At 71.5% G+C, this 13,654-nt stretch carries 16 protein-coding genes; 9 read left to right on the forward strand and 7 right to left on the reverse strand.

Going from position 1 to position 13,654, the window contains the following annotated elements:
• Window positions 1-149 precede the first annotated feature (149 nt).
• Entirely contained in the window at window positions 150-428 is a 279-nt protein-coding gene (locus ACZ5TL_RS10130) for a hypothetical protein (protein WP_468589011.1), read from the forward strand.
• Between the two features lie 39 nt (window positions 429-467).
• Here the strand turns inward: ACZ5TL_RS10130 and ACZ5TL_RS10135 are convergent, their stop codons facing one another.
• Together ACZ5TL_RS10135 and ACZ5TL_RS10140 are read right to left on the reverse strand one after the other, a co-directional pair.
• Entirely contained in the window at window positions 468-1,187 is a 720-nt protein-coding gene (locus tag ACZ5TL_RS10135) for an RDD family protein (protein ID WP_468588908.1), read from the reverse strand.
• A 166-nt stretch (window positions 1,188-1,353) separates the two neighbouring features.
• Window positions 1,354-3,165, reverse strand: coding sequence for an RDD family protein (locus tag ACZ5TL_RS10140; RefSeq protein WP_468588909.1), 1,812 nt, complete (start codon window positions 3,163-3,165; stop codon window positions 1,354-1,356).
• Between the two features lie 249 nt (window positions 3,166-3,414).
• Between ACZ5TL_RS10140 and ACZ5TL_RS10145 the strand changes: the two genes are divergently transcribed.
• Entirely contained in the window at window positions 3,415-3,825 is a 411-nt protein-coding gene (locus tag ACZ5TL_RS10145; RefSeq protein WP_468588910.1) for an SsgA family sporulation/cell division regulator, read from the forward strand.
• A gap of 11 nt (window positions 3,826-3,836) precedes the next feature.
• Here ACZ5TL_RS10145 and ACZ5TL_RS10150 read toward each other — a convergent pair whose 3' ends face one another.
• The 3 genes from ACZ5TL_RS10150 to hppD all read right to left on the reverse strand — a co-directional run bounded on the left by ACZ5TL_RS10150 (window position 3,837) and on the right by hppD (window position 6,987).
• Entirely contained in the window at window positions 3,837-5,258 is a 1,422-nt protein-coding gene (locus ACZ5TL_RS10150) for an FAD-binding oxidoreductase (RefSeq protein WP_468588911.1), read from the reverse strand.
• 48 nt (window positions 5,259-5,306) lie between these two features.
• Window positions 5,307-5,699: a peptidoglycan-binding domain-containing protein gene (locus ACZ5TL_RS10155; protein WP_468589012.1), complete on the reverse strand. Its 393-nt coding sequence runs from the start codon at window positions 5,697-5,699 to the stop codon at window positions 5,307-5,309.
• Window positions 5,700-5,841: 142 nt separating this feature from the next.
• Window positions 5,842-6,987, reverse strand: a complete 1,146-nt coding sequence (gene hppD / locus ACZ5TL_RS10160; RefSeq protein WP_468588912.1) for a 4-hydroxyphenylpyruvate dioxygenase — start codon at window positions 6,985-6,987, stop codon at window positions 5,842-5,844.
• A 123-nt stretch (window positions 6,988-7,110) separates the two neighbouring features.
• Between hppD and ACZ5TL_RS10165 the strand changes: the two genes are divergently transcribed.
• From ACZ5TL_RS10165 to ACZ5TL_RS10195, 7 genes are all read left to right on the forward strand, one after another.
• Window positions 7,111-7,581: an Lrp/AsnC family transcriptional regulator gene (locus ACZ5TL_RS10165; protein WP_020277695.1), complete on the forward strand. Its 471-nt coding sequence runs from the start codon at window positions 7,111-7,113 to the stop codon at window positions 7,579-7,581.
• Between the two features lie 18 nt (window positions 7,582-7,599).
• A complete protein-coding gene (locus tag ACZ5TL_RS10170) occupies window positions 7,600-8,247 on the forward strand; it encodes an ABC transporter permease (RefSeq protein WP_468588913.1) in 648 nt (215 codons plus the stop codon).
• Window positions 8,240-9,499: a betaine/proline/choline family ABC transporter ATP-binding protein gene (locus tag ACZ5TL_RS10175; protein WP_468588914.1), complete on the forward strand. Its 1,260-nt coding sequence runs from the start codon at window positions 8,240-8,242 to the stop codon at window positions 9,497-9,499. Before ACZ5TL_RS10170 ends, ACZ5TL_RS10175 begins: the two co-directional genes overlap by 8 nt.
• On the forward strand, window positions 9,496-10,296 hold the full coding sequence (locus ACZ5TL_RS10180) for an ABC transporter permease (RefSeq protein WP_468588915.1): 801 nt from the start codon (window positions 9,496-9,498) through the stop codon (window positions 10,294-10,296). Before ACZ5TL_RS10175 ends, ACZ5TL_RS10180 begins: the two co-directional genes overlap by 4 nt.
• On the forward strand, window positions 10,293-11,258 hold the full coding sequence (locus ACZ5TL_RS10185) for a glycine betaine ABC transporter substrate-binding protein (RefSeq protein ID WP_468588916.1): 966 nt from the start codon (window positions 10,293-10,295) through the stop codon (window positions 11,256-11,258). Before ACZ5TL_RS10180 ends, ACZ5TL_RS10185 begins: the two co-directional genes overlap by 4 nt.
• 66 nt (window positions 11,259-11,324) lie before the next feature.
• The gene (locus tag ACZ5TL_RS10190) at window positions 11,325-11,909 is read left to right on the forward strand and encodes an ArsR/SmtB family transcription factor (protein ID WP_468588917.1); all 585 of its coding nucleotides are present in this window, start codon (window positions 11,325-11,327) and stop codon (window positions 11,907-11,909) included.
• A 1-nt stretch (window position 11,910) separates the two neighbouring features.
• Window positions 11,911-12,090 carry a hypothetical protein gene (locus tag ACZ5TL_RS10195; RefSeq protein ID WP_468588918.1) on the forward strand — a complete coding sequence of 60 codons (180 nt, stop codon included), beginning with the start codon at window positions 11,911-11,913 and terminating at the stop codon, window positions 12,088-12,090.
• On the opposite strand, the gene ACZ5TL_RS10200 is transcribed toward ACZ5TL_RS10195, so the two are convergent.
• Together ACZ5TL_RS10200 and ACZ5TL_RS10205 are read right to left on the reverse strand one after the other, a co-directional pair.
• The gene (locus ACZ5TL_RS10200) at window positions 12,087-12,878 is read right to left on the reverse strand and encodes a S16 family serine protease (protein ID WP_468588919.1); all 792 of its coding nucleotides are present in this window, start codon (window positions 12,876-12,878) and stop codon (window positions 12,087-12,089) included. The two genes, ACZ5TL_RS10195 and ACZ5TL_RS10200, sit on opposite strands and share 4 nt — an antisense overlap.
• Before the next feature lie 90 nt (window positions 12,879-12,968).
• Window positions 12,969-13,610, reverse strand: a complete 642-nt coding sequence (locus tag ACZ5TL_RS10205; RefSeq protein WP_468588920.1) for an IclR family transcriptional regulator — start codon at window positions 13,608-13,610, stop codon at window positions 12,969-12,971.
• Window positions 13,611-13,654: the final 44 nt, after the last annotated feature.

Consider the following 13,654-nt stretch of genomic DNA (forward strand, 5'->3'; position numbering starts at 1 on the left):
CCCCTGTGCACCGCCCTTGTTAATTAGGTCACGCTTACCGTTCGTTCCCCTCGGGCAGCCTGCCGGTGAGAGAGTCGCCTGGCGGAACGCCCGGAAGCTGACGGCACGCCAGGCCGACGCCCCCGTGGACCCCCACTTTCGAGGACATGATGGCCATGCCCCGTCCGACTGCCGCACAGCTCGCCTACGGTTCGTGCACCGTGATCTTCTCGACCCTCGCCATGCTGCTGCTGTCACAGACGAGTTCAGCCGCGGGGATCGCGGTCATCGCCGTCGCGGCACTCGCCCTCGGGCTCCTGGTCGCCCTGACGGTGCCGGTGCCCCGGAAGCGTCCGGCGGCGGTGGAACAGCCCGCGCCGCGGGAGCCGGTCCGGGCCACGGTTCCCGCGCCGGCCCCGGAACCGGTGCGCGAGCGGGCGGTCTCCTGACCACCCGCCCGCCTCACCACGCGGTGATCCCGCCCTGCCTCACACGGTGCTGACCACGACCGTTTTGGCTGCCTTGTCGTGCAGGCCCTGCTTGTAGGGGCGGTCGAAGAAGCTCCAGCCACCCGAGATCGCGGTCCAGACGCAGGCGCAGCAGAAGGCGAAGGGGATCCACAGCACCGCCGCGCGCATCAGCGCGGTCTGCACGGAGGGCGTCGCGCCGTTGTCGAGGTTGGCCACTCGCAGGTTCAGCAGCCTCTTGCCCAGGGTCTGACCGGTCCGGGTGGTCATGACGGTGTCGTAGGCGATGTAGAGGACGGCGGCGACCGCCGACTGCCCGAAGGACTTGCCGACCTCGATGCGGTCGCTGTCCACGTCGTACTCGTTGACGCCGAAGCCCCAGGTGAGCAGCCAGACGACGACGCCCACCAGGATCATGTCGATGATGCGGGCGAGCGTGCGCTTGCCACTGTCGGCGAGCGGGGGCATCCCGGCGAGGGGGTCGGAGGAGGAGGGACCGCCGCCGTAGGGGCCGCCGCCGGGGGGACCACCGCCGGGCGGGCCGCCTCCGAAGCCGCCCGCACCGCCGCCGTACGGGTCACCGCCCGGGCCGCCCGGACCACCGCCCGGGTACGACGGCGGGGGTTCGCTGCCGTACGGCGAACCCGCGCCCTCGCCGGGCTGCTCGCTCGGGGGCCGCTTCCTGAACGGGTCGTCTTCCGGGGGTCGCTGACCGGAGCCGGGGGGCGGTTCACTGCTCATGGCCCGAGTCGACCGCGAACCTCCCGGCTCCGCATCCGGCAGACGGCCGTCCGAGGTACGAAATTTTCTGGTGCCGCCGCGCCGCACCGCCCTCCCGGAGTCGGCGTACGGCTTCGGGGCACACGCCCTTACGGCCACCGTCACGCCTGTCCGATGGTGGCGTCGCTCAGCCCGCCACGAACGTGTGCGCGACCTTGTCGTGCCAGCACTGGCGCCACGGCCGGTCGAAGAGGCACCAGGCGACGCCCACGATCCCGATGACGAGGAGCCCGGGCACGCTGTAGACCAGCCAGCGGCGCAGGGACGCGCCGAAGCCCGGGACGTCGTGGCCCTCGATGTCCCGCACGTCGAGACCCATCAGCTTCTTGCCGAGGGTGCGGCCCCACTTGGCGGTGGGCAGCACCTCGGAGAGGAGACCGGCGAGCAGCAGGACGGCCACGATGATGCCGAGGTACACCGACGTGGTGCCGTCGAGCAGCCAGACCGTGACGGTCTCGCCGGAGAGCCGGGCCTCGTCGATCTTCTCGTTGACGTGGTCCACGGCCTTCATGCCGAGCGGGACGGCGGCCGCGGCGGTGAGGCAGGCCAGGACGACGGTGTCCAGCAGACGGGCGGCGAGCCGCTTGCCGAGTCCTGCGGGGCGGGCCGACGCCTGGCGCCGGGCGGCCGCCTGGAACACGTCCTCGACCGGCGGCTTCCAGGGCGCGACGGGCTGCTCGTCCCCGCCACCGCCTCCGGCGAGCCGGTGCACCTGCTGCGCCCAGGAGGACTGACCGCCGCCAAGGCCGGCGCTCAGAGGCGTGGCCGGGGAGGCGGCGGCGGGCTGGGGGCTGCCGGGTCCGGCGGACTGCGGGGGGACGGGGGCCGCCTGGGGGCCCGACAGCGCTGCCGGGGCCTGGGCGCCTCCCTGCGCGGCGGCCCGGGCGGCGGCGGCCTTGCCGGCGCCGAAGCCGGGCCCGGCCGGACCGCTGCCGGAACCGGCCGCCCCGGGCTGTGCGCCGAAGGCGGGCCCCGCCTGGCCGGTACCCGGCACGGCCGGACCGGCCGAGCCGAAGCCCGGGCTCCCGGAGTTGCCGCCGGAGCCCGCCGCGCCGCCCTGCGCGCCGAAGGCGGGTCCCGACGGGGCGGCACCGGAGGCCGCCGATCCGGCCTGGCCGCCGAAGGCGGGTCCCGCCGGGCCGAAGCCCGAAGCACCGGAGTGGCCGGCGGGGCCGGACGGCCCCGCCGGCGCGCCGATGCCCGGGTCCACGGAACCGAAGCCCGCGGCCCCGGAGTTGACCCCGGAACCGCCGGCCCCGCCACCCGGGGACCCCGGCGGCTTCGCGCCACCGCCGGAGCCTCCCGCGCGCGGAGACACCGCCCGGAACGTCATCGTGCCCTCGTCGGGGGCGTCCGCGGCGGCCCCTCCCCCGGACTTCCCCGTCGGGCGGCGGAACACGAACGTGCCGTCGGCCGCCGCGTTCGGCTCCTGACCGGCCCGCGACGGGGATCCCCCCTGCGCGGGCGAAGCCGGGACCTTGCCGTCGGCGCGGACCGACTCCCCGTCCGGCTGCCGGTCGGCGTGCGGCACCCTCGGGTCCGTCCCCTGCTGGGCCCCGCCCTGGCCCCCCTGTGCCCCCTGCGGTGCGCCCCACGACACACGGCGGTCCTGGTCGCTCCCGAAGCCGGACTGGCGGGAGCGGTCGGCGCCCCAGGCGGAGGCCGGTTCGGGACGGCTGCCGTGCTGGGCGTCGGCGGCGGGCTCGTCGGCCGGGTCCTCGTCGAAGAAGTGCGGGCCGGTCTCCTCGACCGAGGCGGCGGGAGCCGCCCCCGCACCGGGCGGCGGCGCGAACGACTCGCCGTCCTTGGGCGCCGGACGGCTGGTGCCCGGCACCCAGGAGGCACCGTTCCAGTACCGGACGTATCCAGGAATGGACGGGTCCGGGTAATACCCTTCGCGGGGCCTGTCGTCACCGGGGGCCGGGGTTGGGGCGCTCATGTCCGTCGTCCCGTATCTGCTCGAGGGCCATATGAGGGCCTCCACATCTATCAGACAGGCGCAAGCCCCACCGCCGCTCCCACCGGACCCACCCCTTTCGAGCACCGATGTGCTACGCACGGCGCCACCCCGGCGGATCCCCCTGCGAGAAAAGAAACTTGCGGCAACGCGCGTAATGCCGCGGCCCCCGCCCGCTCTCTGATGCTGACCGGCCCTCGCGGGCAGCCGTCAGGAGAAGGGAACACCGCCATGCGGACCGTGGTGGAGCGGGAACTGGAGCTGGAACTCGTCCTGTCGCCGGAGCACAGGGTCGCGGTGCCGGCCCTGCTCGGGTACGTCACCGGCGACCCATACGCCGTGCACGTCACCTTCCACATCGACTCCGAGCACCCGGTGCACTGGACGTTCGCCCGGGACCTGCTGGTGGAGGGGGTGTTCCGGCCCTGCGGGCAGGGGGACGTGCGGGTGTGGCCGGCGAAGACCGGGGGGCGCAGCGTCGTGCTGATGGCGCTGAGTTCGCCCGACGGGGACGCCCTGCTGGAAGCACCGGCGGCCCCGGTGTCGGCCTGGCTGGAGCGCACCCTGCGGGTGGTTCCGCCCGGGGCGGAGGGTGAGCAGCTCGGTCTCGACGACGAGTTGGACGAGCTGCTCGCCCAGTGAGGACACCGGCGTCAGAAGAGCTTGCCCGGGTTCAGGATGTTCAGCGGGTCGAAGGCCCGCTTGACGGCTCGCTGCATCTCCATCCCGACGGGGCCGATCTCGCGCGCCAGCCACTCCTTCTTCAGTACGCCGACGCCGTGTTCGCCGGTGATGGTGCCGCCGAGTTCCAGGCCGAGGGCCATGATCTCGTCGAAGGACTCGCGGGCGCGCCGGGACTCGTCGGGGTCCGCCGGGTCGAAACAGACCGTCGGGTGGGTGTTGCCGTCGCCCGCGTGGGCGACGACACCGATGGTGAGCTGGTACTTCTCGGCGATCCGGTCGACCCCGTCGAGCATCTCGGCGAGCCGGGAGCGCGGCACGCACACGTCGTCGATCATCGTGACGCCCTTGACGGCTTCGAGCGCGGTGAGCGACAGCCGGCGTGCCTGGAGCAGCAGTTCGGACTCGGCCGCGTCGTCGGCCGGTACGACCTGGGTGGCGCCGGCGGCCTCGCACAGCGCGCCGACGGCGGCGAGGTCGGCGGCCGGGGCGGTGGTGTCGAAGGCGGCCAGGAGCAGGGCTTCGGTGGTCTCGGGGAGGCCCATCTGCGCGAGGTCGTTGACGGCCTTGACCGTCGTACGGTCCATGAGTTCGAGGAGTGACGGGACGTGGCCGCCCTCCGTGATCCGGCACACGGCGTCGCAGGCGGCGGCCCCGGAGGCGAACTCGGCGGCCAGCACCAGCTGGGCGGGCGGCTTGGGACGCAGTGCGAGGACGGCGCGCACGACGATGCCGAGCGAGCCCTCGGAGCCGACGAACAGGCGGGTCAGGTCGTACCCGGCGACGCCCTTGGCGGTGCGGCGGCCGGTGGACATGAGCCGCCCGTCGGCCAGCACCACGTCCAGCCCGAGGACGTACTCGGCGGTGACCCCGTACTTCACGCAGCACAGGCCGCCGGAGGCGGTGCCGATGTTGCCGCCGATGGTGCACATCTCCCAGCTGGAGGGGTCCGGCGGGTAGTACAGGCCGTGTTCGCCGACGGCCCGGGACAGGGCGGCGTTGACGACGCCCGGCTCGACCACGGCGACGCGGTCGACCGGGTTGATCTCCAGGATCCGGTCCATCCTGGTCAGGGAGAGCACGATGCAGCCCTCGGAGGCGTTCGCGGCGCCGGACAGTCCGGTACGGGCGCCCTGCGGGACGACGGGGACGCGCAGGGCGGTGGCGGTGCGCATCACGTGCTGGACCTGTTCGGCCGTGCGGGGCAGCACGACGACGGCCGGGGTGCCGGCCGGGCAGAAGCTCGCCATGTCGTTGGAGTAGGAGGCCGTGACGTCGGGATCGGTGAGGACGGCCTCCGCGGGCAGGCCGCTGAGCAGGGAGTCGACGAGGCCGCCGGTCGCTGCGGCGTCTGCGTCTTCGGAACGGGGCGCTTCGCTACGGCTCATGATCACAGGTTCGCACCGGGGGCGGTCGGTGTGAACCGTTCCGGGCAGACCCGATCAGCAGAAGGGGCGTCCCGGGTCGTTGGCCCAGAAGGAAAGGAACGACCAGCTCTGAGCACCGATGCGTCCATCGACGACGATGCCGGCGCATCGCTGGAAGTACCTGGTTGCACGTCGCGTCTCCTGGCCGAAGTCCCCATCCTCGTCCAGGCCGGCGTCGACGGCCTGGTTCAGATAGCACTGGGCTTGTCGTACGGCGGAACCGGATGACCCGCGCTGAAGGTTGGGCCGGCGGTCGGTGTAGTCACATATGTCTTCCGGTCCCCCTTGGGCTGGGAGGACCTCGGCGGTTCGAGACGGTGGAGTGCCTTGTGGCGCTGCGGCGGCAGTCCCTCCCGCAAGGGCGAGGGGAAGGATCAGGGCCGCGGCGGTGGCGCATGCTCGTCGCATCCTCAACACCTCCAAGAGGCTGCACCTTTCTCATGCTGCCCTTCCGCCTCTCTGGTTGCATCCCGGCGCGGATCGCTCCGGCACCCGCCGCGCCCGCGCGGGTGCCCCGTGACACCCGCACGGGCTCGGTGGGGCGATCGGGTCACAGGTTGCCGCGGCGGGCCTGCTCGCGCTCGATCGCCTCGAAGAGGGCCTTGAAGTTGCCCTTGCCGAAGCCCATCGAGCCGTGGCGCTCGATGATCTCGAAGAAGACGGTCGGACGGTCCTGGACCGGCTTGGTGAAGATCTGCAGCAGGTAGCCGTCCTCGTCGCGGTCGGCGAGGATCCTCAGTTCGCGCAGGGTGTCGATCGGGACGCGGGTCTCGCCGACCCACTCCCCCAGCGTGTCGTAGTAGGAGTCGGGCGTGTTGAGGAACTCGACACCGGCCGCGCGCATGGTGCGGACCGTCTGCACGATGTCGTTCGTGTTGAGCGCGATGTGCTGCACTCCCGCCCCGCCGTAGAACTCCAGATACTCGTCGATCTGGGACTTCTTCCTGGCGATGGCCGGTTCGTTGATCGGGAACTTGACCTTGAGCGTGCCGTCGGCGACGACCTTCGACATCAGCGCGCTGTACTCGGTGGCGATGTCGTCGCCCACGAACTCCTTCATGTTCGTGAAGCCCATCACCCTGTTGTAGAAGCCGACCCACTCGTTCATCCGGCCGAGCTCGACGTTGCCGACGCAGTGGTCGATCGCCTGGAAGGTGCGCTGCGCGGGCGGCTCGACGATCGGCTCGGCCGCGACGTAGCCGGGCAGGTAGGGGCCGTCGTAGCCGGAGCGCTCGACGAGGGTGTGGCGGGTCTCGCCGTAGGTGGCGATCGCGGCCAGGACGACCGTGCCGTGCTCGTCCTTCCGCTCGTACGGCTCGGCCACCGAACGGGCGCCGTGTTCGAGGGCGTAGGCGTACGCTGCGCGCGCGTCCGGGACCTCGATGGCGAGGTCGACGACGCCGTCGCCGTGCTCGGCCACGTGCCGGGCGAGGAAGTGGCCCCAGTCCGTGGCGGGCTGGATGGCCGAGGTGAGGACGAACCGGGCCGAGCCGTTCTCCAGCACGTAGCTCGCGGTCTCGCGGCTGCCGTTCTCCGGTCCGGAGTAGGCGACCAGCTTCATGCCGAAGGCGGTGGAGTAGTAGTGCGCCGCCTGCTTGGCGTTGCCCACGGCGAAGACGACCGCGTCCATTCCCTTGACCGGGAAGGGGTCGGCCTGCCGGGCGGTGTCGGGAGTGTGGTGTGTGGTCTGCGTCATAGCCGCAGGGTCTCCCCGGTCGGCAAGGTGCGCAATAGTTTGCGTTTTGGCTGGGCAATATGTTCAGCAATACGGCTGCATTGACGACCCTTCTGTACAGGATGACCATGCCGGGAGGCTGCTGTGGCGATCGATCATCTGGACGGCCGGATCATCCTGCTGCTGGCGCGGGAGCCGCGGATCGGGGTGCTGGAGATGTCCCGGCGGCTGGGTGTGGCCCGGGGCACGGTGCAGGCGCGGCTGGACCGGCTTCAGTCGAACGGAGTCATCCGCGGATTTGGTCCGGAGGTGGATCCGGCGGCGCTCGGCTACCCGGTCACGGCGTTCGCGACGCTGCAGATCCGGCAGGGACAAGGCGCCGACGTACGGGCCCACTTGGCGACCGTGCCGGAGGTGCTGGAGCTGCACACGACCACCGGCAGCGGGGACATGCTGTGCCGGCTCGTGGCCCGCTCGAACGCCGATCTCCAGCGTGTGATCGACCGGGTCGTCGGTTTTGATGGCATCGTCCGGGCCTCCACGGCGATCGTCATGGAGAACCCCGTTCCGCTGCGGATCATCCCGCTCGTGGAGCAGGCCGCGGAGGAGACCTGAGGCTTGGGGTGAGCGCGTGTGAACTTCTGGGAGTACCTGGTCAACCGGCACCAGCAGCTACTCGCGGACGCCTACCAGCACGCGAGCGCCGTCTTCCAGTGCATGGTCGTCGCGACCCTGCTCGGGGTGCTGATCGGTGTCGCCACCTACCGCAGCACGTGGGCCGGGAACCTCGCGACCACGACCACCGCCACCATCCTGACCGTGCCGGCGCTCGCCCTGATCGGTCTGCTCATCCCGATCGTCGGGCTGGGCGTGCCGCCGACGGTGATCGCGCTGACGCTGTACGGGCTGCTGCCAGTGGTGCGCAACGCGATCGTCGGGCTGCGCGGGGTCGACCCGACGCTGGTGGACGCGGCCACGGGCATCGGGATGTCCCGGCCGGCCCGGTTGCTGCGGATCGAGCTGCCGCTGGCCTGGCCGCCGATCCTGACCGGGATCCGGGTCTCCACCCAGATGCTGATGGGCATCGCGGCCATCGCCGCCTACGCCTCCGGTCCCGGCCTCGGCAACGTCATCTTCCGCGGCCTCGCCTCGCTGGGCAGTGCCAACGCGCTCAACCAGGTCCTCGCGGGCACGCTCGGCATCATCGTCCTGGCGCTGCTGTTCGACGCCGCGTACGTCCTGATCGGACGGCTGACCATTCCCAGGGGGATCCGTGCCTGAGACCGGCGACCACGGGGCGTCCATCGAGCTGGAGAGCCTGACCAAGCGCTACCCCGGCAGTGCGCAGCCGGCCGTGGACAACGTGAGCATGGAGATCAGGGCGGGCGAGGTCGTCGTCTTCGTCGGCCCGTCGGGCTGCGGGAAGTCGACCACCCTCAAGATGATCAACCGGCTGATCGAGCCGACCGGCGGCCGCATCCGCATCGGCGGCGAGGACGTCACCGACATGGACCCGGTCAGGCTGCGGCGCAAGGTCGGCTACGCCATCCAGTCCGCCGGGCTCTTCCCGCACATGACGGTCGCGCAGAACATCGGGGTCGTCCCGAAGATGATCGGCTGGCCGAAGGGGCGGATCAGGGAACGGACCGAGGAACTCCTCGACCTCGTCGGCCTCGACCCCGCGGAGTTCCGCGGCCGCTACCCGCGCCAGCTCTCCGGTGGGCAGCAGCAGCGCGTGGGCGTGGCCCGGGCCCTGGCCGCCGATCCCCCGGTGCTGCTGATGGACGAGCCGTTCGGGGCGGTGGACCCGATCACCCGGGACCACCTCCAGGACGAGCTGATCCGCCTGCAGCACGAGCTGCACAAGACGATCGTCTTCGTCACCCACGACTTCGACGAGGCGATCAAGATCGGCGACCGGATCGCGGTGCTGCGCGAGCGGTCGCACATCGCGCAGTTCGACAGCCCCGAGGCGATCCTGACCAACCCGGCCGACGACTTCGTGTCCGGCTTCGTGGGCGCCGGTGCGGCGCTGAAGCGGCTGAACCTGACCCGCGTACGGGACGTGGAGATCACCGGCTACCCGACGGTCACGGTCGACGACTCCCTTCAGCAGATCTTCAACCGGCTGCGGGCGAGCGGCACCAGCGAGATCCTGCTGCTCGACCGGCGCGGCCGCCCCTACAAGTGGCTGCGGCGCGGCGACCTGGTGCGGGCCCGGGGCTCACTGGCCCGGGCCGGAACCCTGGTGCACGACACGGTCACCCGGGACGCCACCCTGCGGGACGCGCTGGAGGCGGTGCTCACCGACAACGCGGGGCGCGTGGCGGTGACCGGGCGGCGCGGGGAGTACACGGGCGTCGTCGACATGGAGACGCTCATGAACTCCGTGCACGAGATGCTGGAGGCCGACCGGCTCGACGCGATGGAGCACCAGCACGAACTGGAGTCGCTGCGTGCCGCGCAGACACACGCGGAGCAGGAGGGGGCCACAGGCCCGGCCGTCGTGAGCGGCCCGGGAGGGGAACGGTGACGGCCACGGAGGTCGAGGAGACCTCCGGGCCTCTCGATGAGGCGCCCCCACCGGAGCGCCCGCCCGTCCGTCTCACCTGGCAGAAGCTGACGCTCCTGCCGGTCACCCTGATCGCCGTGCTGCTCGCCACCTGGCTCTGGTTCCAGCAGGCCGACCTGGACGCGCTCACCCGCAACGCCCTGTCGGGCGGCCAGGTCACCAAGGCGCTGTGGCAGCACATCCAGCTGACGGTGATCTCCACGTTCTTCGTGCTGATCATCGCGATCCCGCTGGGCATCCTGCTGACCCGCGGGGCGATGAGCAGGGCCTCGCCGGCGGCCATGGCCCTCGCCAACACGGGCCAGGCGACCCCGGCGATCGGTCTGCTCGCCCTCCTGGTGATCTGGCTGGGCATCGGCCGCAGAGCCGCCCTGATCGGCATCATCGTCTACGCCATCCTGCCCGTGCTCGCCAACACGATCGCGGGCCTGAAGGCGAACGACCCGACCCTGCTGGAGGCGGCCCGTGGCATCGGCATGTCCCCGATGGGGGTACTGACCCGGGTGGAACTTCCCCTCGCGGTCCCGCTGGTCCTGGCGGGCGTGCGCACGGCCCTCGTCCTGAACGTCGGTACGGCGACCCTGGCGGTCTTCGGCGGGGGCGGCGGCCTCGGCGTGCTGATCACGACGGGGATCACCAACCAGCGGATGCCGGTGCTGGTGCTGGGGTCGATCCTCACGGTGGTGCTGGCGCTCCTGGTGGACTGGCTGGCGTCGATCGCCGAACTGATGCTGCGGCCGCGGGGACTGCAGCCATGAGGCGACGTACGTGCCTGTCGGCGGCAGGCCTGCTGATGGCAGCGGCCGGCTGCGGCCTGACCAGCGGCTCTCCACTGACCGACGACGTGGAGCCGGGCTCGATCGGCCGGGGTGAGCCGCTGGAGGGCGCGCATCTGACGGTGACGTCGAAGTCGTTCACCGAGCAGCTGATCCTCGGCGCGATCATGGGCATCGCGTTCGAGGCGGCCGGCGCGGACGTGATCGACCGCACCGGCATCCAGGGTTCCCTCGGCAGCCGCGAGGCGGTCCGCAAGGGCGACGCGGACGCCGGGTACGAGTACACGGGCACGGCCTGGATCACGTACCTCGGGCACAGCGAGCCGATCACCGATCCGCAGCAGCAGTGGGAGGCGGTGAAGAAGGAGGACGCGAAGAACGGGCTGGCCTGGCTGCCGCCTTCGGCACTCGACAACACGTACGCGCTGGCGATGAACCAGGAGAACGCGCAGAAGTACGGCACGAAGACCACGTCGGACGTGGCGAGGCTGGCGAAGTCCGACCCGGGGGCCGTGAAGCTGTGCGTGGAGGTGGAGTTCGCGAACCGGGCGGACGGGTTGCCGGGCATGCAGAAGGCCTACGGCATGGACGTGCCGGCGCGGAACATCACGCAGATGGACACCGGGATCATCTACACGCAGACCGCGAAGGGCAACTGCACCTACGGGGAGGTGTTCACCACCGACGGGCGCATCAAGTCCATGAACCTGGCGGTGATGGACGACGACAGGAAGTTCTTCCCCAACTACAACGCCGCGCCGATGATCAACGCGAGGACGTTGAAGGAGTGGCCGGCGATCGCGGAGGTCCTGAACCCGGTGACGGCGAGGCTGAACAACACCGTGGCCCGGACGCTGAACGCGAAGGTGGACGTGGACGGGGAGGATCCGCATCAGGTGGCGCTGGACTGGATGGTGGAGGAGGGGTTTGTCAGGGAGGGGTGACCACGGAGCGAGCAGAGTTACAAAGAGACCCTTGCAAGGATTTCTTTGCAAGGATACCTTTGCACCGTGACCGAACCTCAGAACCCACAAGTACGGCAACTCGACGCCCGATCCCTGCGCGGGCTCGCGCACCCCCTGCGGATGCAGTTGCTGGACGCCCTGCGCTTCGGTGGCCCAGCCACCGCCTCGCAATTGGCCGCGAAGCTGGGCGAGTCCAGCGGGGCTGCCAGCTACCACCTGCGCCAACTCGCAGAGTACGGCTTCGTCGAGGACGCCCCCGAGCGAGGCAAGGGGCGCGAGCGGTGGTGGAAGGCGGCCTACCGCGGCCTGCGTTTCGACACCGACCTACTCGACGACTCGGACCCGGCGGTACGCGGCGCTGCGGACATGTACCTCCACGAGGCCGCCACCACGCAGACCCGGGACCTGTCGACGTGGCTGGGCAACCGCGGCTCATGGCCCGAGGAGTGGCGCCACGTCGGAGACATGAGCAGCGCGACCCTGCGACTGACGCCCGAACTGACACAGGAGCTCGTCGAGAAGATGCACGCGCTGATCGAGACCTACCGCGACCGCGCGGCCGCCGAGGACACCCCCGGCGCCGAGCAGGTCCGCCTCCACACCCACGCCTTCCCGATCAGGACGGACTGAGATGCACCCCGACATCCACCTCACCCTGCACCACGCCCGCGCCGCCGAACTCCGCGCCGAGGCCGACGCCCGCCCCGCCACCGGGCACCGACGAGACCTCCGGACGCTGGTCGGCTGGACCCTCGTAGAGGTCGGTTTACGGCTCGCCACCCGGCCGGGGACGGCAGCCCCCGCCCACTAACAGCTGGGCACGGACCCCTTGCCCGTCTCCAGGGCCAGCAGGGAACTCACCGTGCCCTTCAGCGTGGTCACGGGGATCAGCCGCAGTCCCTTCGGCAGCTCCGCCCGCGCGTCCCCGCACTCCGCCTTCGGCACCAGGAACACCGTCGCACCGTCACGCTTGGCGGCCTGCGTCTTGAGGGAGACGCCCCCCACCGCACCGACCTTGCCGGCCGCGTCGATCGTGCCCGTGCCGGCGATGACCCGGCCCCCCGTGAGATCCCCTCCGGTGCCGTCGCCGTCGAGCTTGTCGATGATCCCCAGGGAGAACAGCAGCCCCGCACTGGGCCCGCCCACGTCCGCGAGCTTCAGGCTGACCTCGACGTCCTTGTCGTCGAGGCCGAGGTACCCCAGCGCGGCCTGCGTCGCCGCGTCCTGGGACTCCCGCATCTGCCGCTCGTTGTGCCGCTCGATCTCCTTGACGTTGTCCCCGCTCGGGTAGACGGAGTCGCGCGGCATGACCGCCTGGTCGTTGCGGAACCAGCCGTCGATGACGTCCGGGAGGGAGACACGGGTGTCCGGGGAGGTCGCCTCGATGGTCGTCATCCGCAGCTGACCACGGGTGTTCCGGACGGGCGCGCCCGAGATGGTGATCACCTCGGCGCCCTTGTTCTCGCCGAGCACGTTCGCCGTCATCCCCGGCTGCGCCACCGAGAACGGCAGCGGCGCGAAGGCCGCCGTGGCGAGCAGGGCCACGACGGGCAGGGCGCAGACGGCGATGGTCCGGGGGCGCGTGAGGCGAGAGAACACGGCATCAATCTAACGCGGGGGTGGGACCCGGCCGGTACCAGGGCGTCCGGCCCCGGGCCGGACGGACGCTGTGGGCGAATGCGGCGTGCGTCAGCTCAGCGCCTCCGCGACCTCCCGTGCCGCGTCCATCACCCTCGGGCCCACCCGCTCCGGCACCACGTCCGCCAGCATCACCACGCCCACACTGCCCTCGACGCCCGTCACGCCCAGCAGCGGCGCCGCCGCCCCGCACGCGCCGGCCTCCAGCTCGCCCTGCGTCAGGGTGTAGCCCGGGTCGGCCCTCGGATGCTGCCGGGCCGCCAGGATCGCCTTGCCCGCGGCGCCCCGGTCCAGGGGGTGGCGGAACCCCGCGCGGTAGGCGACGTGGTAGTCCGTCCAAGTCGGCTCCACCACGGCCACGGCCAGCGCGTCCGCCCCGTCGACCAGGGTCAGGTGCGCCGTCGCGCCGATGTCCTCGGCCAGCGACCGCAGCGCCGGCATCGCGGCCTCCCGTACGAGCGGATGGACCTGCCGTCCAAGGCGCAGCACGCCCAGCCCGACGCGGGCACGTCCGCCCAGGTCACGGCGTATGAGGGCGTGCTGTTCCAGCGTGGCGAGCAACCGGTACACGACGGTCCGGTTCACGCCCAGCCTGAGAGAGAGCTCGGTCACGGTCAGCCCGTGGTCCGTGTCGGCCAGCAGCTTGAGGACACGCAGTCCCCGATCGAGCGTCTGGGAGGTCTCCGCGGTCACGACGCCCACTCCTTAGTGGTGAGGTCGGCGGCTCCCTGGTCGGC

The organism is Streptomyces sp. NPDC033136, from assembly GCF_055578235.1.